This window comes from Streptomyces sp. Ru62, assembly GCF_002920615.1.
In the GTDB taxonomy this organism is placed as follows: domain Bacteria; phylum Actinomycetota; class Actinomycetes; order Streptomycetales; family Streptomycetaceae; genus Streptomyces.
On the sequence record NZ_PQSU01000002.1, the window covers coordinates 309,149 to 331,440 of the forward strand.

18 protein-coding genes are annotated in these 22,292 nt (G+C 72.4%); 15 read left to right on the plus strand and 3 right to left on the minus strand.

The annotated features are described in order from the left end of the window. Positions 1–70: 70 nt before the first annotated feature. On the plus strand, positions 71–1,114 hold the full coding sequence (locus tag C3492_RS03830) for a zinc-dependent alcohol dehydrogenase family protein (protein WP_103810278.1): 1,044 nt from the start codon (positions 71–73) through the stop codon (positions 1,112–1,114). Positions 1,115–1,181: 67 nt separating this feature from the next. Here C3492_RS03830 and C3492_RS03835 read toward each other — a convergent pair whose 3' ends face one another. After that, positions 1,182–1,382: an AlpA family transcriptional regulator gene (locus tag C3492_RS03835; RefSeq protein WP_103810279.1), complete on the minus strand. Its 201-nt coding sequence runs from the start codon at positions 1,380–1,382 to the stop codon at positions 1,182–1,184. Between the two features lie 362 nt (positions 1,383–1,744). Between C3492_RS03835 and iolC the strand changes: the two genes are divergently transcribed. The 5 genes from iolC (at position 1,745) to mmsA (ending at position 7,927) form a co-directional block, all read left to right on the plus strand. Further along, positions 1,745–2,695, plus strand: coding sequence for a 5-dehydro-2-deoxygluconokinase (gene iolC, locus C3492_RS03840; protein WP_103810280.1), 951 nt, complete (start codon positions 1,745–1,747; stop codon positions 2,693–2,695). A 128-nt stretch (positions 2,696–2,823) separates the two neighbouring features. Further along, on the plus strand, positions 2,824–3,702 hold the full coding sequence (locus C3492_RS03845; protein ID WP_103810281.1) for a deoxyribose-phosphate aldolase: 879 nt from the start codon (positions 2,824–2,826) through the stop codon (positions 3,700–3,702). A 7-nt stretch (positions 3,703–3,709) separates the two neighbouring features. Next, a complete protein-coding gene (gene iolB / locus C3492_RS03850) occupies positions 3,710–4,534 on the plus strand; it encodes a 5-deoxy-glucuronate isomerase (RefSeq protein ID WP_103810282.1) in 825 nt (274 codons plus the stop codon). Beyond that, the gene (gene iolD, locus C3492_RS03855) at positions 4,531–6,408 is read left to right on the plus strand and encodes a 3D-(3,5/4)-trihydroxycyclohexane-1,2-dione acylhydrolase (decyclizing) (protein ID WP_103810283.1); all 1,878 of its coding nucleotides are present in this window, start codon (positions 4,531–4,533) and stop codon (positions 6,406–6,408) included. Before iolB ends, iolD begins: the two co-directional genes overlap by 4 nt. A gap of 16 nt (positions 6,409–6,424) precedes the next feature. Beyond that, positions 6,425–7,927 carry a CoA-acylating methylmalonate-semialdehyde dehydrogenase gene (mmsA, locus tag C3492_RS03860; protein WP_103810284.1) on the plus strand — a complete coding sequence of 501 codons (1,503 nt, stop codon included), beginning with the start codon at positions 6,425–6,427 and terminating at the stop codon, positions 7,925–7,927. 53 nt (positions 7,928–7,980) lie between these two features. Here mmsA and C3492_RS03865 read toward each other — a convergent pair whose 3' ends face one another. Next, entirely contained in the window at positions 7,981–8,811 is an 831-nt protein-coding gene (locus tag C3492_RS03865) for a hypothetical protein (RefSeq protein ID WP_103810285.1), read from the minus strand. 431 nt (positions 8,812–9,242) lie between these two features. On the opposite strand from C3492_RS03865, the gene C3492_RS03875 reads away from it, so the two are divergent. The 5 genes from C3492_RS03875 to C3492_RS03895 all read left to right on the plus strand — a co-directional run bounded on the left by C3492_RS03875 (position 9,243) and on the right by C3492_RS03895 (position 17,957). Next, entirely contained in the window at positions 9,243–10,634 is a 1,392-nt protein-coding gene (locus C3492_RS03875; protein WP_103810287.1) for an APC family permease, read from the plus strand. A gap of 151 nt (positions 10,635–10,785) precedes the next feature. Then, entirely contained in the window at positions 10,786–13,437 is a 2,652-nt protein-coding gene (locus tag C3492_RS03880) for a CocE/NonD family hydrolase (RefSeq protein WP_103810288.1), read from the plus strand. Further along, positions 13,434–14,288: an ABC transporter permease gene (locus tag C3492_RS03885; RefSeq protein ID WP_103810289.1), complete on the plus strand. Its 855-nt coding sequence runs from the start codon at positions 13,434–13,436 to the stop codon at positions 14,286–14,288. The genes C3492_RS03880 and C3492_RS03885 overlap by 4 nt, the downstream gene beginning before the upstream one ends. 158 nt (positions 14,289–14,446) lie before the next feature. Then, the gene (locus C3492_RS03890; protein WP_103810290.1) at positions 14,447–15,928 is read left to right on the plus strand and encodes a von Willebrand factor type A domain-containing protein; all 1,482 of its coding nucleotides are present in this window, start codon (positions 14,447–14,449) and stop codon (positions 15,926–15,928) included. 106 nt (positions 15,929–16,034) lie between these two features. After that, entirely contained in the window at positions 16,035–17,957 is a 1,923-nt protein-coding gene (locus tag C3492_RS03895) for a long-chain fatty acid--CoA ligase (RefSeq protein ID WP_103810291.1), read from the plus strand. Between the two features lie 71 nt (positions 17,958–18,028). Here the strand turns inward: C3492_RS03895 and C3492_RS03900 are convergent, their stop codons facing one another. After that, a complete protein-coding gene (locus C3492_RS03900; RefSeq protein WP_103810292.1) occupies positions 18,029–18,433 on the minus strand; it encodes a rodlin in 405 nt (134 codons plus the stop codon). Positions 18,434–18,680: 247 nt separating this feature from the next. Between C3492_RS03900 and C3492_RS03905 the strand changes: the two genes are divergently transcribed. The 4 genes from C3492_RS03905 (at position 18,681) to C3492_RS43950 (ending at position 22,279) form a co-directional block, all read left to right on the plus strand. Next, positions 18,681–19,079 (plus strand): rodlin, encoded by a 399-nt coding sequence (locus C3492_RS03905; protein WP_103810293.1) that lies wholly within the window; start codon positions 18,681–18,683, stop codon positions 19,077–19,079. 237 nt (positions 19,080–19,316) lie between these two features. After that, the gene (locus C3492_RS03910) at positions 19,317–19,559 is read left to right on the plus strand and encodes a chaplin (RefSeq protein WP_103810294.1); all 243 of its coding nucleotides are present in this window, start codon (positions 19,317–19,319) and stop codon (positions 19,557–19,559) included. A gap of 120 nt (positions 19,560–19,679) precedes the next feature. After that, complete coding sequence (locus C3492_RS46610) at positions 19,680–20,570, plus strand: chaplin family protein (protein WP_103810295.1); 891 nt, start codon at positions 19,680–19,682, stop codon at positions 20,568–20,570. Between the two features lie 416 nt (positions 20,571–20,986). Continuing rightward, positions 20,987–22,279 carry a glycoside hydrolase family 26 protein gene (locus C3492_RS43950; RefSeq protein ID WP_107500661.1) on the plus strand — a complete coding sequence of 431 codons (1,293 nt, stop codon included), beginning with the start codon at positions 20,987–20,989 and terminating at the stop codon, positions 22,277–22,279. Positions 22,280–22,292 lie beyond the last annotated feature (13 nt).

Below are 22,292 nucleotides of genomic sequence, written 5' to 3' on the forward strand. Positions count from 1 at the left end.
TTCAGCGGCGGCGACCTGGTGGCCCTCGGCCCTGGCCTAGCCTTCGCACAGGTTCCCGGAAGGAGCGTGTATGCGAGCCGTGGTCTACGAGCGATACGGCGTCCCCGCCGAGGTGACGGACGTGCCCGACCCCCGCCCCGCCCCCCATGGCGTGGTCGTCCGTGTCGAGGCCACCGGCCTCTGCCGCAGTGACTGGCACGGCTGGATGGGGCACGACCCGGACATCACGCTGCCGCACGTGCCGGGGCATGAACTCGCCGGTGTGGTCGAGGCGGTGGGCGCCGGGGTGACCGGCTGGCGGCCCGGCGACCGGGTCACCGTGCCGTTCGTCTGCGCCTGCGGCAGCTGCCCGTCCTGCGCGGCGGGCGACCAGCAGGTCTGCGAGCGGCAGACCCAGCCCGGGTTCCACCACTGGGGCTCCTTCGCCGAGTACGTCGCGCTCGACCACGCCGACGTCAATCTCGTCGCGCTGCCGGACGACATGACGTACGCCACCGCCGCCGCCCTCGGCTGCCGCTTCGCCACCGCGTTCCGGGCCGTGGTGCAGCAGGGGCGGGTGGCGGCCGGAGAGTGGGTCGCGGTGCACGGCTGCGGCGGGGTCGGCCTGTCGGCGGTGATGATCGCGGCGGCCGCAGGGGCCCGAGTGGTCGCGGTCGACGTGTCGGCCCGAGCGCTGGAGCTGGCGCGGACGTTCGGAGCCGCCGAGTGCCTGGACGCGAGCGGCGTGTCCGACCCGGCCGCCGTCGTCCGGGAGCTGACCGGCGGCGGCGCCCACCTCTCCCTCGACGCCCTCGGCTCGCCGGCCACCTGTGCGGCCTCCGTGAACGGTCTGCGCCGCCGCGGCCGGCACGTCCAGGTCGGCCTGCTGCCCTCGCCGGACGGCACCACCCCGGTCCCGCTGGCCCGCGCGACGGCCCTGGAGCTGGAACTCCTCGGCAGTCACGGCATGGCCGCCCACACCTATCCCGGCATGCTGCGCCTGGTCCGCGCCGGCGTTCTGCGTCCGGATCTCCTGGTGACCCGGACGATCACGCTCGACGCGGCCCCGGCGGCCCTCGCGGCGATGGACACGGTGCCTGGGGCGGGCGTCACGGTCATCGAGCCCTGGAGCTGAGAGCCCGGCGCCCACCGCCGCTTCGCCCCGGCTTCCCCGCTGCCGGCACCGTGTCCGCGAGAGCGCGTCAGTCCTCTCGGCGGCCGCGGTTGCCGGGGCGGGAGGCGACCCAGGCGCGGACGGTGTCGGCGTACCAGTAGGGCTTGCCGCCCTCGACGTGGTCGGGCGGGGGCAGCAGCCCGTGCTTGCGGTAGGACCGTACGGTGTCCGGCTGCACCCGGATGTGCGCCGCGATCTCCTTGTAGGACCAGAGCCTTCGGTCGGCCATGCGTGCACCTCCCCGCGCGCACCGCGGCGGCGACCGGGAAGGGCCGCCGGGGGGACCGGGCGCTGCGCGATCACAAGCCTGTGCCTGGCGAACGACGCAGAGTGACCGGCGGAGCCTCCCTGTCGACCGGGTGTGACCCGGAACCCGCGTACACGTGACATCTGTGACAGGAGAACGGTCTTTGTGACAGAGCGGCCACACAGGGCGTCCCCGCCCCGCCTCCCGCCCACGGAACCCTGAACCCCGGGAGAGGGCTGGCCGGAGTCCCGGACGCCGACTGGTCCGAATGTCTGGACAAAACATTGACATGGCTCGGCATGCGGGACTAGAAAGCCGGGGAGAGCCATGACGAAGGGAAGCCGATGGCCTACGACCTGATCACCATGGGGCGGATCGGGGTGGACCTCTACCCGCTGCAGACCGGTGTCCCGCTCGCCCAGGTGTCGTCCTTCGGCAAGTTCCTCGGCGGGTCGGCCACGAACGTGGCGGTCGCCGCGGCCCGCCTCGGCCGGCGCACCGCCGTGATCACCCGCACCGGCGACGACCCGTTCGGCACCTACCTCCACGAGGCGCTGCGCGGCTTCGGCGTCGACGACCGCTGGGTCACCCCCGTCCCCGGCCTGCCGACCCCCGTCACCTTCTGTGAGGTCTTCCCGCCGGATGACTTCCCGCTCTACTTCTACCGGCAGCCCAAGGCCCCCGACCTGGAGATCGACGCCCACGAGCTGGACCTGGACGCCCTCCGCGAGGCCCGGATCTTCTGGGTCACCGGCACCGGCCTGAGCGAGGAACCGAGCCGTACGGCGACCCTCGCGGCCCTCGCCCACCGGGCCAAGGCGGGCATCACCGTCTTCGACCTCGACTGGCGCCCCATGTTCTGGTCGGACCCCGGAACCGCACGCCCCTTCTACGCGGAGGCCCTGCGGCACACCACCGTCGCCGTCGGCAACCTGGACGAGGTGGAGGTCGCGACCGGGGTGCGCGAGCCGCATGCCGCCGCCCGCGCCCTGCTGGACGCCGGGGTCGAGCTGGCCGTCGTCAAACAAGGCCCCAAGGGGGTCCTCGCCGTCAACCAGAAGGGTGAGTCGGCCGAGGTCCCGCCCCTGCCCGTCACCGTCCTGAACGGACTCGGCGCCGGGGACGCCTTCGGCGGCTCCCTCTGCCACGGCCTGCTGGCCGGCTGGGAGCTGGAGACGATCATGCGGCACGCCAACGCGGCCGGTGCCATCGTCGCCTCCCGCCTGGAGTGCTCCTCCGCGATGCCGACCCCGGACGAGGTGGCCGCCGCGCTCGACGCCGGAGCGGTGCTGTGAGGGCCGGCCGCGTCACGGGCACGCACCCCGAGGACGGCTCCGGCACCGGTCCCACGACCCCTCCCCGGGCAGGCACCGCAGACGCTCCCCGCCAAAGCGCCGCAGGCACCCCTCGGCGTCGTGTCGACGTGGCCGAGCTCGTCGGGATCCGTACCCGGCACCCCGAGGCGATCGCCGAGGCCGCTGCCCGTCGGGCCCGCAGGCCGCTGCTGAACGAGAGCGGGCGGCTGATGATCGTCGCCGCCGACCACCCGGCCCGTGGCGCGCTCGGCGTCGGCGACCGCAAGCTCGCCATGGCCAACCGCGCCGACCTGCTCGAACGCCTCTGCCTCGCGCTGTCCCGGCCCGGCGTCGACGGCGTCCTCGCCACCGCCGACATCCTGGACGACCTGCTCCTCCTCGGCGCCCTGGACCACAAGGTCGTCATGGGCTCCATGAACCGCGGCGGTCTGCAAGGGGCCAGCTTCGAGCTGGACGACCGGTTCACCGGCCACCGCCCGCAGGACATCGAGCGCCTCGGCTTCGACGCGGGCAAGCTGCTGCTGCGCGTCGACTACGGCGACCCGGGCTCCCTGACCACCCTGGAGTCCACCGCCCGCGCCATCGACGCCATGGCCGAGCGCCGGCTCCCGGTGTTCGTGGAGCCGTTCATCAGCCGCCGCACCCCTGGGGGGAAGGTGACGAACGACCTGTCCGCCGAAGCGGTCACCCGGTCCATCGCCATCGCCTCCGGCCTCGGCGGCTCCTCCGCCTACACCTGGCTCAAGGTGCCGGTCACCGAGAACCCCGACGACATGGCCCGGGTGATGGAGACCTCCACCCTGCCCGCCGTGCTGCTCGGCGGGGACATCGGCGACTCGCCCGAGGACCAGGTCGCCGCGTACGAGAAGTGGCGCGGCGCGCTCCAACTCCCCACCGTGCGCGGCCTGGTGGTCGGCCGCTCGCTGCTGTACCCGGCGGACGGCGATGTGGCCGCCGCCGTGGACACCGCCGTAGGACTGCTGTGAGGGCCGCATGACCAGCACCGACCTGCATCTGCCCCGGGGCGCCACCGCGAATCCCCGGTACGCCGTCGACATCGATCCCAAGACGGCCGGCTGGACGCACAGCAGCCTGCGTGTCGTCGAACTGGCGCCCGGTGGCAGCCATACCTTCACCACCGGGGACAGCGAGTGGATCGTGCTTCCGCTGGAAGGCGGATGTACCGTACATATGGAGCAGAACGAGTTCCAACTCCTGGGCCGGGAAAGCGTGTTCGCGGACGTCTCCGACTTCGCGTACGTGCCCCGGGACGCCCAGGTCCTGATCGCCTCCGGCGCGGGAGGCCGCTTCGCCCTGGCAGGAGCGAAGTGCGAGCGACGACTCCCCGCCCGCTACGGCCCCGCGCCGGAGGTCCCCGTCGAGGAGCGCGGCAGCGGCACCTGCGCCCGCAAGGTGCGCAACTTCGCCTCCGCCGACTCCTTCGCGTGCGACAAGCTGATCGCCGTAGAGGTGATCACACCGGGCGGCCACTGGTCCTCGTACCCGCCGCACAAGCACGACGAGCACCGGCCGGGCGAGGAGTCCGAGCTGGAGGAGATCTACTACTTCGAGATCGACGGCCCCGACGGGCTCGGTTACCAGCGGGTGTTCCCCTCGCGGGAGGGCGGCGCCGACGTCCTCGCCGAGGTCCGCTCCGGCGACGCCGTCCTCGTCCCCGACGGCTGGCACGGTCCGTCCATCGCCCAGCCCGGGCATGACATGTACTACCTGAACGTCATGGCGGGCCCGGGGGAGACCCGGGAATGGCGGATCTGTTTCCACCCCGACCACGTAGAAAGCACAGGGGGCTACCGATGACGATCCGGCTGACCGTCGCCCAGGCGCTCGTCCGCTTCCTCGCCGCCCAGTACACCGAGCGGGACGGCGAGCGGCAGCGGCTGATCGGCGCCACCTGGGGCATCTTCGGGCACGGCAACGTCGCCGGCATCGGCCAGGCGCTGGTCGAGTACGCGGACGTGATGCCGTATCACCAGGGCCGCAACGAACAGTCCATGGTGCACGCGGCGGTCGGCTACGCCCGGCAGTCGAACCGCCTGTCCACGCACGCGGTCACGACGTCGATCGGACCCGGCGCCACGAACCTCGTCACCGGCGCCGCCCTCGCGACCATCAACCACCTGCCGGTGCTGCTCCTGCCCGGCGACGTCTTCGCCACCCGCCCCGCCGACCCGGTCCTGCAGCAGCTGGAGCTGCCGTACGCGGGCGATGTGTCGGTCAACGACACCCTGCGCCCGGTGTCGAAGTACTTCGACCGCGTCACCCGCCCGGAGGCGCTGATCCCGAGCGCCCTCCAGGCCATGCGGGTCCTCACCGACCCCGTGGAGACCGGCGCGGTCACGCTGGCCCTGCCGCAGGACGTGCAGGCGGAGGCCTTCGACTGGCCGGAGGAGTTCTTCTCGGCGCGCGTGTGGACCGTACGGCGGCCGGGCGCGGACCCGACCGAGCTGGCGGAGGCGGTCCGGGCGATCCGCTCCGCCGCGCGGCCCCTCGTCATCGCCGGCGGCGGGGTCCACCACAGCCGAGCGGAGGAGGCCCTCGCCGAGTTCGCGGCGGCGACCCGCATCCCGGTCGCCTCCACCCAGGCCGGCAAGGGCTCACTGCGCTACGACCACCCGCAGGACGTCGGCGGGATCGGTCACACGGGCACCGCGACCGCCGACGAGCTGGCCCGTACGGCGGACCTGGTGATCGGCGTCGGCACCCGGTACACCGACTTCACCACCGCCTCCGGCACCCTCTTCGAGAACCCGGCCGTCCGCTTCCTGAACCTCAACATCGCGCCCTTCGACGGCCACAAGCTGGCCGGGCTCCCGCTGGTCGCCGACGCCCGCAGCGGTCTGGAGGAGCTGACCGAGCGGCTGCAGATGCACGGCCACCGGGTCGCCGGCACCTACGTCAGCGAGTACACCGAGGACAAGGAACGCTGGGAGCAGCGCGTCGACGCCTGCTTCGAGGCCGACGAGATCGACGCACGGCCGACCCAGACCCAGGTCATCGGCGCCCTGGACGCGCTGGTGGACGAGTCGGACGTCATCATCAACGCGGCCGGCTCGCTCCCGGGCGACCTGCACAAGCTGTGGCGGGCGCGGTCGTACGACCAGTACCACCTGGAGTACGGCTACTCCTGCATGGGCTACGAGATCCCGGCCGCCCTCGGGGTGAAGCTCGCCGCGCCCGAGCGGAACGTGTGGGCGCTGGTCGGCGACGGCACCTACCTGATGATGCCGACGGAGATCGTGACCGCCGTGCAGGAGGGCATCGCGATCAAGATCCTGCTGGTGCAGAACCACGGGTACGCCTCGATCGGCGGGCTCTCGGACTCGGTGGGCGGCGAGCGGTTCGGCACGGCCTACCGCTACCCGGCCGAGGACGGCACCTTCACCGGCGCCCCGCTCCCCGTCGACCTCGCCGCCAACGCGGCCAGCCTCGGCATGCGGGTGCTGCGCGCGAAGACAGTACGGGACCTGCGCGCGGCGCTCGCGGAGGCGCGCGCGGCCGACACACCCACATGTGTCTACGTGGAGACGGAAACGTCCGACACTGTGTCGGGGGCGCCTCCGGCGCAGGCCTGGTGGGATGTTCCTGTGGCCGAGACCGCGACCCGACCGTCCGCGGTCAAGGCACGTGAGCTGTACGAACGGCACGTCTCGACCCGACGCCGCCATCTGTGAGAAGGAGTCTCCGGACATGACGAAGATCGTCAACCACTGGATCGGCGGGAAGACCGTCGAAGGCGCGTCGGGTGCCTACGGGCCGGTCACCGATCCGGCGACCGGCGCGGTCACCACGAAGGTCGCGTTCGCGTCGGTGGAGGAGGTGGACGCGGCCGTCGCGGCGGCCAAGGACGCCTACCTGACCTGGGGCCAGTCCTCGCTGGCGCAGCGCACGTCCATCCTGTTCAAGTTCCGCGCGCTGCTCGACGCGCACCGGGACGAGATCGCCGAGCTGATCACCGCCGAGCACGGCAAGGTGCACTCGGACGCGCTGGGCGAGGTGGCGCGCGGCCTGGAGATCGTCGACCTGGCCTGTGGCATCAACGTCCAGCTCAAGGGCGAGCTGTCCACGCAGGTGGCGAGCCGGGTGGACGTCGCCGCGATCCGCCAGCCGCTCGGCGTCGTCGCCGGCATCACGCCGTTCAACTTCCCGGCGATGGTCCCGATGTGGATGTTCCCGATCGCCATCGCGTGCGGCAACACCTTCGTGCTGAAGCCGAGCGAGAAGGACCCCTCGGCGTCGGTCCGTCTCGCCGAGCTGCTGGCCGAGGCCGGCCTGCCCGACGGTGTCTTCAACGTCGTGCACGGCGACAAGGTGGCCGTCGACCGCCTGCTGGAGCACCCGGACGTGAAGGCCGTCTCCTTCGTCGGCTCGACCCCGATCGCCCGCTACATCCACACCACCGCCTCCGCCAACGGCAAGCGCGTACAGGCCCTGGGCGGCGCCAAGAACCACATGCTGGTCCTGCCCGACGCCGACCTGGACGCGGCGGCCGACGCGGCGGTGAGCGCGGCCTACGGCTCCGCGGGCGAGCGCTGCATGGCCATCTCGGCGGTCGTGGCGGTGGGCGCCATCGGTGACACGCTGGTGGAGAAGATCCGCGAGCGCGCCGAGAAGATCAAGATCGGTCCGGGCAACGACCCGACGTCCGAGATGGGCCCGCTGATCACCAAGGCGCACCGCGACAAGGTGGCCTCGTACGTGGAGGGCGCCGCCGCGGAGGGCGCCGAGGTCGTCCTGGACGGCACCGGGTACACCGTCGAGGGCTTCGAGGACGGTCACTGGATCGGCATCTCGCTGCTGGACAAGGTGCCGACCAGCGCGAAGGCGTACCAGGACGAGATCTTCGGCCCGGTGCTGTGCGTGCTGCGCGCCGAGACCTACGAGGAGGGCGTGGCGCTCATCAACGCCTCGCCGTTCGGCAACGGCACCGCGATCTTCACCCGGGACGGCGGCGCCGCCCGCCGCTTCCAGCTGGAGATCGAGGCCGGCATGGTCGGCGTCAACGTGCCGATCCCGGTGCCGGTGGGCTACCACTCCTTCGGTGGCTGGAAGGACTCGCTCTTCGGCGACCACCACATCTACGGCAACGACGGCACGCACTTCTACACCCGCGGCAAGGTCGTCACCACCCGCTGGCCCGACCCGGCCGACGCCCCGGCGGGCGTGGACCTGGGCTTCCCGCGCAACCACTGAGCCGGACAGCACGCTGCCCCGCCCTCCGTGCGGAGGGCGGGGCAGCGGTGCGTTCAGCCCTGCCGGCTCTGCTGCTGCCTGATCATGTCCGTGAGGTCGGCGACGCGCCCGGCGGGCGGGGCCTTCACGGTGGCCGTCCTGCCGAACTTGTCGAAGTCCATGCTGACGGTCATGACGCCGATCTTCTCCTTGAGCCGGACCGGCAGGTCGTCGGGGCCGACCCACACGTCCATGCGGATCGACTTCGCGCCGGTCACCTTGCTCATGGGGCTGTCCTCGCCGTAGACGTCCTTGAGCTTGCCCATGTGCGCGCTGTCGATCACGCCGCGGTAGTGCGTGGTGCGCTTCCCGTTCACGGTCTCCGTGCCGAGGTTCTGGGCGTCCTTGGCGTACTTCAGGCCCTTCATGGAGGCGGAGGGGCTGCCGTTGTCCCCGCTGAGGGCCTGGGCGCCCTTCTTCCCGAAGAGGACCGAGCTGTCGATCTTGATCCAGTCCTTGCCCTGGTACGGGCCGGAGCGGAAGCGGTCGACGTCGTAGTAGTAGACGCCGTCGACGAACAGGACGTGCGTCGTGGGGGAGTGGTTCATGGCCTGCATGTTCGCGGCCTCGGTGTCCATCTCCACGTCGAAGGCGTACGAGCCGCCCCAGGAGTAGGTGCCCTTCATGGAGATCGGGCCGCTGGTGCCGGTGTCGGTCGTCATCCGCACCTCGGCCGAGCCCAGCCGCTCCGTCCGGTCCGTCGCCCTGGTCAGTGCCGCCATCGCCTGGTCGGCCTTGTCGACCGCCTTGACGGCCGTCCTGGCGCTCTCCGTGCCGCAGCCCGAGGCCGCCACCAGCGCTGCCGCCGTGCATCCCACCCAGGCGGCGGTGTGCCTCTTCCTCATGTCCCCACCCCAAGCCGTGTGTCTGTCGTGCGGGGCGCACTCTATCGGCCACCACTGACATGGACGCGACCGGTTTACCCGTCCGGATACCGGACGGCTGACATTTTTTTGAAACCTTGGCTGCGGTTCCCGTTCAGGCCGGACGAAACGGGTGACGAAGGGGTTGCGAGCAGATGACCTTCAAAAGCAAGGTCACATCGGTCATAGGCTTGATGGATGCACCTATAGGGCGTCACAGCCTGGGAAAGTGATGCGGCGCACAGCCGTCATGAGGTGCGGATTCCGAAGGTAAACGGCCATTGACGTGGTGGTTTTCGTCGGGGTTCTCTATGCAGCGCCGGGAGCGGACGAGACGAACGTACGACGATCCGCCGGAGGCGATAGCGCTCCCGACCCCCATCCCAGCCGCTCACGTCGAACGGAACCGCCGTATGACCGACACGCTCCAGAAGTCCGTGGCAGACACCGCGACGGCCCCGGCACCGGGGCTGAAGCGTTCCATCGGTGTCGTCGGCGGGACCCTGCTGACGCTGTCCTGCGTCACGCCCGCCTCCACGCTCTTCGTCGTCGTCCCCGACCTGTTCGGTTCCCTCGGCACCGCCACCGCCCTGACGATCGCCATCGGCTCGCTCCTCTGTATCGCCGTGGCGTTCTGCTACTCCGAACTGGGCACCCTGATCCCCAGCGCGGGCGGCGAGTACGCCATGGTCTCCACGATGGCCGGGCGGCTCGCGGGCTGGCTGGTCTTCGTGCTCTCCCTGCTGGTCGTGATGATCGTGCCCCCGGTGATCGCGATGGGCACGGCGGACTACCTCGCCCCCATCGTCCACCTGGACCCGTCCATGACGGGCGCCGGAGTGATGCTGCTGGCCACCCTCGCCGGCCTGTTGGACCTGCGCGCCAACGCCTGGATCACCGGCATCTTCCTGGTCCTGGAGGTCATCGCCGCCGGGGTCGTCGCCCTGCTGGGCTTCTCGCACGGCCACCGCGGGGTGGGCAGCCTGGTCTCGATGCAGGTGGCCGGCGCGAACGGCCACACCGACACGGTGACGGCCATGCTGGTGGTCTCCGGCCTCGCCATCGCCCTCTTCGTCACCCAGGGCTTCTCCACCGCCGTCTACCTCTCCGAGGAACTGGAGAACCCGCGCCGCAACGTCGCCCGGACGGTCCTCGCCACCCTCGCCATCTCCACCGTGGTCATCCTGGTGCCGGTCGCCGCCATCACCATGGGCGCCTCCGACCTCAAGGAACTGACCGGTGGCGACATCAGCTCCATGGTCACCGCCTGGTCCAACTCTGCGGTCGGCACCTTCGTCAGCCTCTGCGTGGCCCTCGCGATCATCAACGCGGGCATCGTCATGGTCATCCAGAACTCCCGCGTCCTGTTCGCCTCGGCCCGCGACAAGGCCTGGCCCGGCCCGGTCAACACCGTCTTCTCCAAGCTCGGCCGCTTCGGCTCCCCCTGGGTCGCCACCCTCGCGGTCGGCGTCCCCGGCGCGGTGCTCTGCTTCGTCAACCTCGACACCCTCTACGGCGTCACCGGCGTCTCGGTGACCGGCATGTACCTGCTCGTCGCGGTCGCCGCCCTGCTCGCCCGCCGCGGCTCCCACAAGCACACCCCCGCCTGGCGGATGCCGCTGTGGCCCGCGATGCCGGTCCTGCTCATCGCCGTCCTGGCCTACATCCTGACCCAGCAGGAGACGAGCTACCTGCTGTGGACCGGCGGCATCACCGCGGCGGCCACCCTCTACTGGGCCCTGTACCTGCGCCCGCGCCGCGACACCCACTGGCTGGTGTCGATCCCGGAGGACGCGCAGGCCTGATCCCGCGCCCCGGAGGATCACCCGGAGCGACCGAGCCGCCGCCCGTACCGCGGTCGCGGTACGACACGGCCCGCCCGTACTCCCCGGGAAGGGTCCGCCGTTCAACCCCAGGTCGGCAGCGCTTGTCAGCACCGCCCCGTACCGTTGACGCATGGATCTTCGACTGCCCGCCCTGCGCAGCCTGCTACGGCGGCCCCGTCGGCTCCTGGCCGCCGGGGCCGCCGTCGTGGTGCTCGCCGGCGCCGGGACGTGGACGGCGGCCGTCGCCGCCGACGACCCGCGGGCCGTGCGCCGCAGCGACCAGGTCATGGCGGTCGACGGGGTGCGCCTGGACACCTCGTACTTCACCCCGGCCGGCACCGGCCGGCACCCCGCCGTCCTGCTCGCCCACGGCTTCGGCGGCAGCAAGGACGACATGCGCCGGCAGGCCGAGGACCTCGCCCGGGAGGGGTACGCGGTCCTGACCTGGTCCGCGCGCGGTTTCGGCGGCTCCACCGGGAAGATCGGCCTGAACGACCCGAAGGGCGAGGTCGCCGACGTCTCCCGGCTCATCGACTGGCTGGCCGGGCAGCCCCAGGTGCGGCTGGACAAGCCCGGAGACCCGCGCGTGGGCGTGGCCGGCGGCTCCTACGGCGGCGCGATCTCCCTGCTCGCCGCCGGGTACGACCACCGGGTCGACGCCATCGCGCCGGCCATCACCTACTGGAACCTCGCGGACGCCCTGTTCCCGAACGACGTGTTCAAGAAGCTGTGGGCCGGCGTCTTCGTCAACACCGGCGGGGGCTGCGCGAAGTTCGAGCCCGCGCTGTGCCGGATGTACGACCGGGTCGCCGAGTCCGGCACCCCGGACCCGGCCGCCCGGCAGCTGCTGGAGGAACGCTCACCGTCCGCGGTCGGCGACCGCATCAAGGTGCCCACGCTGCTGGTGCAGGGGCAGACGGACTCCCTGTTCCCGCTCGGCCAGGCCGACGCCGCCGAGAAGGCGATCCGCGCGAACGGCGCCCCGGTCGACGTCGACTGGATCGCCGGCGGGCACGACGGCGGCGACATGGAGACCAGCCGGGTCGAGACGCGCGTGCGCGCCTGGTTCGACCGGTATCTCAAGGGTGACAAGGGCGCCGACACCGGCCCGGCCTTCCGGATCACCCGCACCGGCGGCGTCGACTCCACCGACGGCACCGCCCAGCTGCGCGGCGCGAGCGCCGCCGCCTATCCGGGCCTGCGCGACCATCCGCGCACCGTCCCCCTCACCGGCGGCACGCAGCGCGTCGCCAACCCGGCCGGGGCCAGCCCGCCCGCCGTCTCCGCGCTGCCCGGCCTCGGCGGCTCCGGCGGCCTCGCCCAGCTCTCCGCGCTCGGCGTCGGCGTCTCCCTGGACTTCCCCGGCCAGTACGCCCGGTTCGACTCCGCGCCCCTCACCCGCGACCTGCGCGTCACCGGCACCCCGACCGTCACCGTGCACATCACCTCCACCCGCGACGACGCCGTCCTGTTCGGCAAGGTCTACGACGTCGGCCCCGACGGCACCCGCCAGGTGCTGCCCGCCCAGCTCGTCGCCCCCTTCCGGGTGACCGGCGCCAAGACGGGCAAGGACGTCACCGTCACGCTCCCGGCGATCGACCACGAGGTGCAGAAGGGCCACCGGCTCCGCCTGGTCCTCGCCTCCACCGACCTCGGCTACGCCTCCCCGGCCGCCCCGGCCACCTACACCGTCTCCCTGAAGGGAGGCCTGAGCGTGCCGACGGCACCCTCCGTCAGCACCGCCGCCGCGCCCCTGCCGGCCTGGGTCTGGTGGCTGCCCGCGGCCGGCGCGGCCGCCGCCCTCGCCCTGCTGCTCACCACCCGCCGCCGGACGTCCGCCCCCGCGCCCGACCCGGAGCTGGCCGAGGTCCCGCTGGTGATCACGGACCTGAGCAAGCGGTACGCCGGGTCCACCGACCGGTACGCCGTCCGGGACCTCTCCTTCCGGGTGGAGAAGGGCCAGGTCCTCGGCCTGCTCGGACCGAACGGCGCGGGCAAGACCACCACCCTGCGCATGCTGATGGGCCTCATCCGGCCGGACGCCGGCGAGATCCGCGTCTTCGGCCACGCCATCCGGCCCGGCGCGTCGGTGCTCTCCCGCGTCGGCGCGTTCGTGGAGGGCGCCGGCTTCCTGCCCCACCTGTCCGGCCGGGAGAACCTGGAGCTGTACTGGCGGGCCACCGGCCGCCCGCCCGAGGACGCCCACCTGGACGAGGCCCTGGAGATCGCCGGGCTCGGCGACGCCCTCGCCCGCGCGGTCCGCACGTACTCCCAGGGCATGCGGCAGCGCCTCGCCATCGCCCAGGCCATGCTCGGCCTGCCCGACCTGCTCATCCTGGACGAGCCCACCAACGGTCTGGACCCGCCCCAGATCCGCGAGATGCGCGAGGTGATGATCCGCTACGCGGCCGGCGGGCGCACGGTGATCGTCTCCAGCCATCTCCTCGCCGAGGTGGAGCAGTCCTGCACCCACCTGGTGGTGATGGACCGGGGCCGGCTGGTGCAGGCGGGCCCGGTCCGGGAGATCGTCGGCTCCGGCGACACCCTGCTGGTCGGCACCGCCGAACCGGTGCAGGAGCCCGTGGTGGAGAAGGTGGGCGCGCTGGACGGCGTCGCCTCCGCCGTGCGCACCGACGACGGGCTGCTGATCCGGCTGGAGCCCGGCGGCACCGCCGAGCGGCTGGTCGTGGAGCTGGTGCGGCTGGAGGTGCCGGTCGCCTCCGTCGGCCCACACCGCCGCCTGGAAGACGCCTTCCTCACCCTGATCGGAGGTTCCGCATGAGCACGCTCACCGAGGTCGCCTCCGGCTATCAGGCGGGGCGCACCCTGCCGCTGCGGGTCGAGCTGGCCCGCCAGCTCAAGCGGCGCCGCACCCTGGTCATGGGCGCCGTCCTGGCCGTACTGCCGTTCGTGCTGCTGATCGCCTTCGCGGTCGGCGGCGACCCGGGCGGCCGGAACAACCAGGTCACGCTGATGGACACGGCCACCGCCTCCGGTGCCAACTTCGCCGCCGTGAACCTGTTCGTCTCGGCGGGCTTCCTGCTGGTCATCCCGGTCGCCCTGTTCTGCGGGGACACGGTGGCCTCCGAGGCGAGCTGGTCCTCGCTGCGCTATCTGCTCGCCGCGCCGGTGCCCCGGGCCCGGCTGCTGTGGTCCAAGCTTGTGGTGGCGCTCGGGATGAGCCTCGCCGCGATGGTGCTGCTGCCGCTCGTGGCCCTCGCCGCCGGCACGGCCGCCTACGGCTGGGGCCCGCTGGAGATACCGACCGGCGGCGCGCTCGACACGGGTACGGCGGCCCAGCGGCTCCTGGTGGCCGTGGCGTACGTCTTCGTGTCCCAGCTGGTCACCGCCGGGCTGGCGTTCTGGCTGTCGACCAGGACGGACGCCCCGCTCGGCGCGGTCGGCGGCGCGGTCGGCCTGACCATCGTGGGCAATGTCCTGGACGCCGTCACCGCCCTCGGCCACTGGCGTGACTTCCTGCCCGCGCACTGGCAGTTCGCCTGGGCCGACGCCGTCCAGCCCCGCCCCGAGTGGTCCGGCATGATCCAGGGCACCGCGCTCTCCATAACGTACGCCCTGGTGCTGTTCGCGCTGGCCTTCCGGGGTTTCGCCCGCAAGGACGTCGTCTCCTAGGTCACCGGCACGTCACTCGCCGGTCACGGCGGGCCGCCGCCGTGGCCGGTTCGAGATCCATCCGCAACTCCCCGGGACGCACGTTCCGGGCCTCTGCCCCGTCACAGTCGGCAGCGGACGCACAGGTCCGATGCCAACAGGCCGACGGGGAGGACGAGATGGAGCGGTACGGGGATCAACGGGCACGGCGGGCGCTGCTCGCGCTCACGGCCGCGGGCGGGCTGCTGCTGACGGCGTGCAGCGCGGGCGGCGCCGCGCAGACGAGCCACGACAAGGCCCGCGAGGGCGGGTCCGGCGTGGTGCGGCAGGACGCCGGCGGGCGGCTGTCCACCTTCGCGCTGGACGTCGACACCGCCTCCTACACCTACGCCCGCCGCACCCTCGCCGACGGCCGCAGGCCCGATCCGCGGACCGTCCGCCCGGAGGAGTTCGTCAACAGCTTCCGCCAGGACTACCGGCGGCCCGACGGCAACGGCTTCACGGCCACCGTCGACGGCGCCCGCACCGGCGAGCCGGACTGGTCCCTGGTCCGGGTCGGCCTCGCCACCCGGCCCGCCGCGCCGGACGCGCACCGCCCGCCCGCCGCGCTCACCTTCGTCATCGACACCTCCGGCTCCATGGCCGAACCCGGCCGCCTGGACCTCGCCCAGCACGGCCTGACCACCCTGACGGACCGGCTGCGCGACGACGACTCCGTCGCCCTCGTCACCTTCAGCGAGGATGCCGAGACCGTGCTGCCGATGACCCGGCTCGGCGGCCACCGCGGCACGGTCCGCGACGCCATCGACAGCCTGGAGCCCCAGAACTCCACCAACCTCGGCGCGGGCGTCGAGGAGGGCTACGCCACCGCCGTGGAGGGCGTCCGCAAGGGGGCCACCAACCGGGTCGTCCTCGTCTCCGACGCCCTCGCCAACACGGGGGAGACCAGCGCGGACGCGATCCTCCGCCGGATCGACGACGCCCGCCGCGAACACGGCATCACCCTCTTCGGAGTCGGTGTCGGCAGCACCTACGGCGACTCGCTCATGGAACGCCTCGCCGACCGGGGCGACGGCCACACCGTCTACGTCTCCGATCCCGGCGAGGCCGACAAGGTCTTCGCCGGTCAGCTCCCGCGCAACATCGAGCTGACCGCCCGGGACGCAAAGGCCCAGGTCGCCTTCGACCCGCACACCGTCACCGACTTCCGCCTCATCGGCTACGACGACCGCAAGGTCGCCGACCAGGACTTCCGCGACGACCGGGTCGACGGCGGCGAGGTCGGCCCCGGTCACACCGTCACCGCCCTGTACGCCGTCCACACCCGGCACGGCGCACGCGGTCACCTCGCCACCGCCACCGTCCGCTGGCTCGACCCGGAGACCCGCGACCCGCACGAGGCGTCGGGTGCCCTGGAGACCGGGGCCCTGGCCGGCTCGGTCTGGCGGGCGAGCCCCCGCTTCCAGGTCACCGCGGTCGCCGCGTACTTCGCCGACGCCCTGCGCACCGGCTCCGCGGACCGCCCGGCCCTTCCCGGCGCCCCCGGCCTGACCGGCCTCGCCCGCAGGGCCGCCGGGCTGGCGGACAGCAGCGAGGACGCCGACGTGCGCGGCCTCGCCGACGCCATCCGCCAGGCGAGTGCCACCGAGCCCGTGGAGTGAACGCCGAACGGTCCCGGTGAACCCCATTGACCTTTTCTTACTTGCGAGTAAGTTGACCCTTCAGTAAGAACCTTGGGCAGGCCACGCACCGCCACCGGGAGCCGTCATGGGCGTACGCAGGGATCTGAAACGGGCACGGCAGCGCACCGGTCTGGCGGACCGCGCCGCGGTGGAGATCGTCCGGGACGCCATGGGCACGGTCCGCGAGGTGCGCGCCGCGCCCCTGGCGCCCCCGCTCACCACCGGTTCCCTCGCCGACCTGCCGTTCGGGCACGCGGCCGAGACCCCCGACGCGGTGCTGCTGCGCCGCCGCGATCGCGGCGGCGCCTGGCGCCCGGTGACGGCGGCAGCCTTCGCCACCGAGGTCGCCGCCGTCGCCAAGGGGCTCGTCGCCGCCGGGCTCGAACCCGGCGGCCGGGTGGCGGTGATGTCCCGCACCCGCTACGAGTGGACCGTCCTGGACTTCGCCATCTGGGCGGCCGGCGGCCAGTCCGTGCCGGTCTACCCGACCTCCTCCGCCGAGCAGGTCGAGTGGATCGTCCGCGACTCCGGCGCCCGGTTCGTCGTCACCGAGACCGCCGCGAACGCCGCCACCGTCACCACCGGCACGGCAGGCCACACGCGCCCCCCGCGCCTGTGGCAACTCGACGCCGACGCCCTCACCGACCTCACCGTCCTCGGCCGGGACCTGCCCGACGACGAACTCGTCAAGCGGCGCGGGGCGCTCGGCCCCGACACCATCGCCACCCTCTGCTACACCTCCGGCACCACCGGCCGCCCCAAGGGCTGCGTCCTCACCCACGCCAATCTCCACGCCGAGGCGGCCAACACCGCCGAGCTGCTGCACCCGGTCTTCCAGGCGGTCACCGGTCAGACCGCGTCCACCCTGCTCTTCCTGCCGCTCGCCCACATCCTCGGCCGCACCCTCCAGCTCGCCTGCCTGCTGGCCCGCATCGAGACCGGCCACTTCCCGAGCGTGAAGCCCGACGAACTGCGGCCCGCGCTCAAGGAGTTCCGGCCCACCTTCCTGGTCGGGGTGCCGTACCTCTTCGAGAAGATCCACGACACCGGGCGGGCCACCGCGGAGAAACTCGGCCGGGCCGCCTCCTTCGACCGCGCCGAACGCGTCGCCGTCCGCTTCGGCGAAGCCCACCTGCGGAAGTTCCTCGGCACCGGCAAGGGCCCGGGACCCGGCCTGTACGCCGCGTGGGCGCTGTACGACCTGCTGGTCTACCGCCGCATCCGCAAGGAGCTGGGCGGCCGGATGCGGTACGCCATCAGCGGCGGCTCCCCGCTGGACCGCGACCTCAACCTGTTCTTCCTCGCGGCCGGCATCGTCGTCTACGAGGGCTACGGCCTGACCGAGACCAGCGCCGCCGCCACGATCGTTCCGCCGCTCAGCCCGCGCCCCGGCACGGTCGGCCGGCCGGTGCCGGGCGTCTCCGTGCGCCTCGCCGACGACGGGGAGGTGCTGATCAAGGGCGGGGTGGTCTTCACGTCGTACTGGAACAACCCCGCCGCCACGGACGCCGTGCTGCACGACGGCTGGTTCGCGACCGGTGATCTCGGCGCGCTGGACGACGACGGCTACCTCAGCATCACCGGCCGCAGGAAGGACATCCTTGTCACCTCCGGCGGCAAGAACGTCTCGCCGGCCGTCCTGGAGGACCGGCTGCGCAGCCGCTCACCCGTCGGCCAGTGCGTGGTCGTCGGCGACAACCGGCCCTTCGTCGCCGCGCTGATCACCCTCGACCCGGAGGCGGTCGCCCACTGGCTGTCCGTACGGAAGCTGCCACCGGACACCCCGCTGTCCACGCTGGTGCGCGACGAGCGGCTGCGCGCCGAGGTGCAAAGAGCGGTCGACCACGCCAACAAGGCGGTCTCCCGTGCCGAGTCGATCCGCGCGTTCGCGCTGGTCGAGGGCGAGTTCACCCAGGAGAACGGGCTGTTGACGCCGTCCCTGAAGGTGAAGCGGCACGCGGTGACGGCCGCGTACGCGGAGCAGATCGAGGCGCTGTACCGGCGCTGACCCGCCGCCGTTGCCGCGGACACGCCGGAGCGGGCCGCCGAGGATTCGGCGACCCGCTCCAGGGACCGGGATCAGCGACCGGATTCGGAGTTCTCGGACAGGATCGACACGTCCTCCAGCAGGTGCGCCAGCGCGCCGTCGCGCTTGACGTTCGAGGAGTTCTCGGTGCACTGCTGCTGCATGTGGTCCGACAGGATCGGAACATCCTGCAGCGCGCCGCCGACGGCCGCGTCGACGGAGGCCGGAAGGTCGTTCACCGCGATGCACGGCTTGTTGAAGGAGCCCTGGATGAGGGCGATCTGCGGGCTCATGTTCCCGTACGTGGCCGAGTTGCCGTAGTTCTGCCATCCCGCGTTGCCGTTCGCGACGGTCGGCCCGTCGTCGTTGCCGAGTGCCAGCGCCTGCGGTGCCGCGGCGGCGGAGGCGCCCATGGCGGAAGCGGCGACGGCCGCAGTGGCAACAATCTTCCTGATCACTGGCCAGTCCTTTCTGAGGAAACCCCGTCCACCGGAGCGTTCTGGTCAACTCCTCGCTCTCCCCGCGGTTTCTCCCCTTCACCCTGTCGGCCGATGAGGTGGACTGGTGGTGTGGTTTTCCGATCGGCGACCCCCCGTCATCCTCAAGACGTGCGCGCTCCAACCGAGTGAATCAGCGGAACCATTCCCGATGCGCCGGGTTGATGAGGCCGTAGGGCATGCGTCGTTACGAGGAAAGGAACGCGAAGTGCTCAAGAAGGCAATGGTCGCCGCCGCGACCGCCGCTTCTGTCGTGGGAATGGCGGTGGCGGCCGCGCCGCAGGCGCTTGCCATCGGCAACGACGACGGGCCGACCGTCGCGAACGGCAACGGCGCCGTGTCGTCGTTCGGCAACTCGGCGACGAAGGGCAACCTGAGCCCGCAGCTCTCCCTGGTGCAGGGCTCGCTCAACAAGCCGTGCGTCGGAGTCCAGGACGTCGACGTCGCCGTCGACGCGGCCATCGGCGGCACGGTCCAGGACATCCCGGTTCTCTCGGACCACCTGCAGCAGCAGTGCTCCGACAACTCCACGAACGCCAAGCGCGACGGCGCGCTCTCCCATGTCCTGGAGGACCTGTCGGTCCTCTCGGCCAACGGCGAGAGCTGAGCCGGTCTGCCGGCCCGGGCCGTCCGCCGCACCGTCTGCGGACCGCCCGGGCTCTTTTCTTGAAATACGGGAGGAGGGAGAGCGCGTGAGAAATGAGTGCGATCGGGTGATTCTCGCGCTCTCCGCGTTCTGCGGCCTTCCAATGTGTCTATCTCTCGTTCCGTGCCGCGACCGTTCACGTCGTGCTCACACGGTTCTGGCCGTCATTGGGGCATGACCCCAGAGAAGGGAACATCCATGAAGAAGACCGCTGCTGTCGTTACGGGCGCGATCCTGGCCCTGGGGCTGGCCGGACCCGCCTTCGCCGACTCCGAGGCCAATGGTGCCGCCACGCACTCCCCGGGCGTCCTGTCCGGAAACGTCGTCCAGGTCCCGATCCACATTCCGATCAACATCTGCGGCAACACGATCAACATCGTCGCTCTGCTGAACCCGGCGGCCGGCAACACCTGCATCAACGGCGACATCCACAAGAAGTGACGACGCGACACTAGGTACCAGCCCCCCGGCTGCGGACTGGCCGGCCCCGGACCGCCGATCCGTCGATTCCGCGCTCCGGGGCCGGCTTTCCCTCTTCTGCGAGCAGAAAAGACCACGAGGTTGCGACAGACACTCCGCAAGGGCATGTCCGTGGCCGCGGTCGCGGCCGGCGTGCTGTCCTTGTACGGCGGCTCCGCACTCGCCGACTCCCGGGCTCAGGGTGCCGGGCAGGCTTCCGCCGGGGTGCTGTCCGGGGACGGCGCCCCGGACCCCGCGAACCCGGTCAGCGCCTGCGGCGACCCGGTCGGCGCGGCCGCGGCGCCGGACCCGGCATCCGCCGGCTCCTGTGCCACCACGACGGCCCACGACCGACCGGACCAAGGTGCCGGCCGTCCTGCTGAAGAACCCGCCGGCCCGGGGAACGGCGGCTCGGGCAGTCCCGGCCACGGTGGTTCGAACGACTCGGGTCGCGGGAGGGCGGAGAACTCGGGTCACGCCGGCACGGACGGTTCCGGACACGGCGGTTCGAAGGACACCGGGTACGGTGGCTCGACGGACTCGGGGTCCGGCGGCCCGGGCGACTCCGGATACGGCGACGCGGGCGACTCCGGATACGGCGGCTCCGGCCACTCCGGCGGACGGCCCCGCCCCGACGCCGACCACTCCACGCCTCCTTCCGGCGGCACGACCGCCCCTCCTCCGTACGGCGGCGAGGAGACCGCCCCGCCTCCCTACGGCGGAGGTGAGAGCACGCCCCCTGGCGGTGGCCACAGCACGCCTCCCGGTGGCGGGCACACCACGGCACCGGGCGGTGGCGAGACCACGCCCCCGGTCACCGGTCGCACCCCGCCGCCCGGCGGTGGGGACGCGGAGTCCCCCGGGCAGCCGCCCACGCTGCCGCACACCGGTGGTGCCGGCCCGGCGATGATCGCGACGTCGGCCGCCAGCGCAGCCCTGATCGCCGCCGGGGTGATCCTGTACCGGCGAGGCCGTTCCGCCTCCCGTCGTTAGCGCCCCGGATGCCGGACCCGGCGCCCGGCACCCGGGCGCCCCCGCCGCTCCGCCGCCGCCGCGCGCACCGCGCTCCCGTGCCCGGCGCGTGGCGGCTCCGCGCGTCTCGCCGCCTCGGCATTCGCGGCCGGTCACCTGCCCGCGCCCACGCCTCGCAGTCGCGGCATGCCCCCGCGCCCTGCGCCTCACCACTGCGACACCCGCCGTGTCCGGCCGCCTCCCAGCGCGCAGGGGCCGGTCCCGCGCCGACCGCGGCCCGCTTGCCCGGGCAGCGTGCGCCCATTCACCCGTGCGGGGGTTCGGCGGGCGGAAAGCGATATCCGTACCGGCATCAGTCGTATTGATATGACTGCGTGCTCGGTTGCCGGATGACGCGACGCCGCGACATCGAGTGGCGAGTGCAGAAAGGAGCGGGCATGGCTCCGCAACAGCGCAGGGCCCGGGCCGGGCGGCCGGCCGCCGTCGTCGCGGCGGCGCTGTTCGCGTCGGCCACCCTGGCGGCCGGCCCGGGGCTCGCCGTGGACCGCCCGGGACACTCGCGGGCCGCCGTCCCGACGACTCCGGCGACGACCCCCACGGCCCCCGCGGTGCCGTCCCCGCCACTCCCTCCGCCGTCGCCCACGCCGGACACGCCCCCCGTCCCCCTCCCCCCGACGCCGTCGCAGACCCCCGTGCCTCCCGGCTCCGGCCGCCCCGTCGCGGACTTCGGGGCGTTCCTCGACTCCGGGCCGCAGGGCGTCGCTCGCATGACCGAGTTGAGTCACTGGCTCGGCGGGACCGAGTTGAAGGTCGCCCACACCTACCTGCCCGGGAGGCGCTGGCGGGACATCGAGGGGGCACCCGGCTTCCTGGACGCATGGGCGCAGTGGCGGCGTGAGAAGGCGGACCGGACGCTCGTCCTCAATGTGCCGATGCAGGAGCGCAACGAGGAGAACCTCTCGGACGACCAGGTGCGGTGGCTGCTGCGGCAGGCCGCGGTCGGCGCGTTCGACCACCACTTCAGGGCCCTGGCCGAGCGGCTGGTGGAGCTGAAGGTGCCGGACACGGTGATCGTGCTGGGCTGGGAGATGAACGGCACCACCTACACCCACCGCTGCGGACCGGACCCCGAGGCATGGAAGACGTACTGGAACAGGATCGTCGCCACCATGCGCTCGGTGCCGGGACAGGACTTCCGGTTCGACTTCACGCCGAGCCGTGGCCGGGACGCCGTTCCGTGGACGGAGTGCTATCCCGGGGACGCCACGGTCGACATCATCGGCATGGATTCCTACGACCAGCCCAGCGGAGTGTCCTTCGACGAGCAGGTCACCGAGCCCTACGGCCTCCAGCAGCACGTGGATTTCGCCAAGGCCCACGGCAAGGCCATCTCCTATCCGGAATGGGGGCTCTTCCGCAACGGTGACAACGCCGAGTACATGCGGCGCATGCTCGCCTGGATCGACGAGCACAAACCGCTGTACAACACGCTGACCGACTACTGCCCGCACGGCGTGTGGCAGTGCTCGGCCAACCCCCGCTCGTCCCGGATCTACCGGGCCGTCCTGTACGGCCGCACCGAGCAGCCGGCCCAGGTGCCCACGCCGACTCCGGCGCCCGCACGTGAGCCGGTGCTCACCACCGGACCCCCGGACGGCTGCCGGTCTCCCGTCCTGGGCGACTGGACCGAGTACTGGCTCGGCGAGCGATTCTGCATCCCCTTCGACTGACGGGCACCGAGTC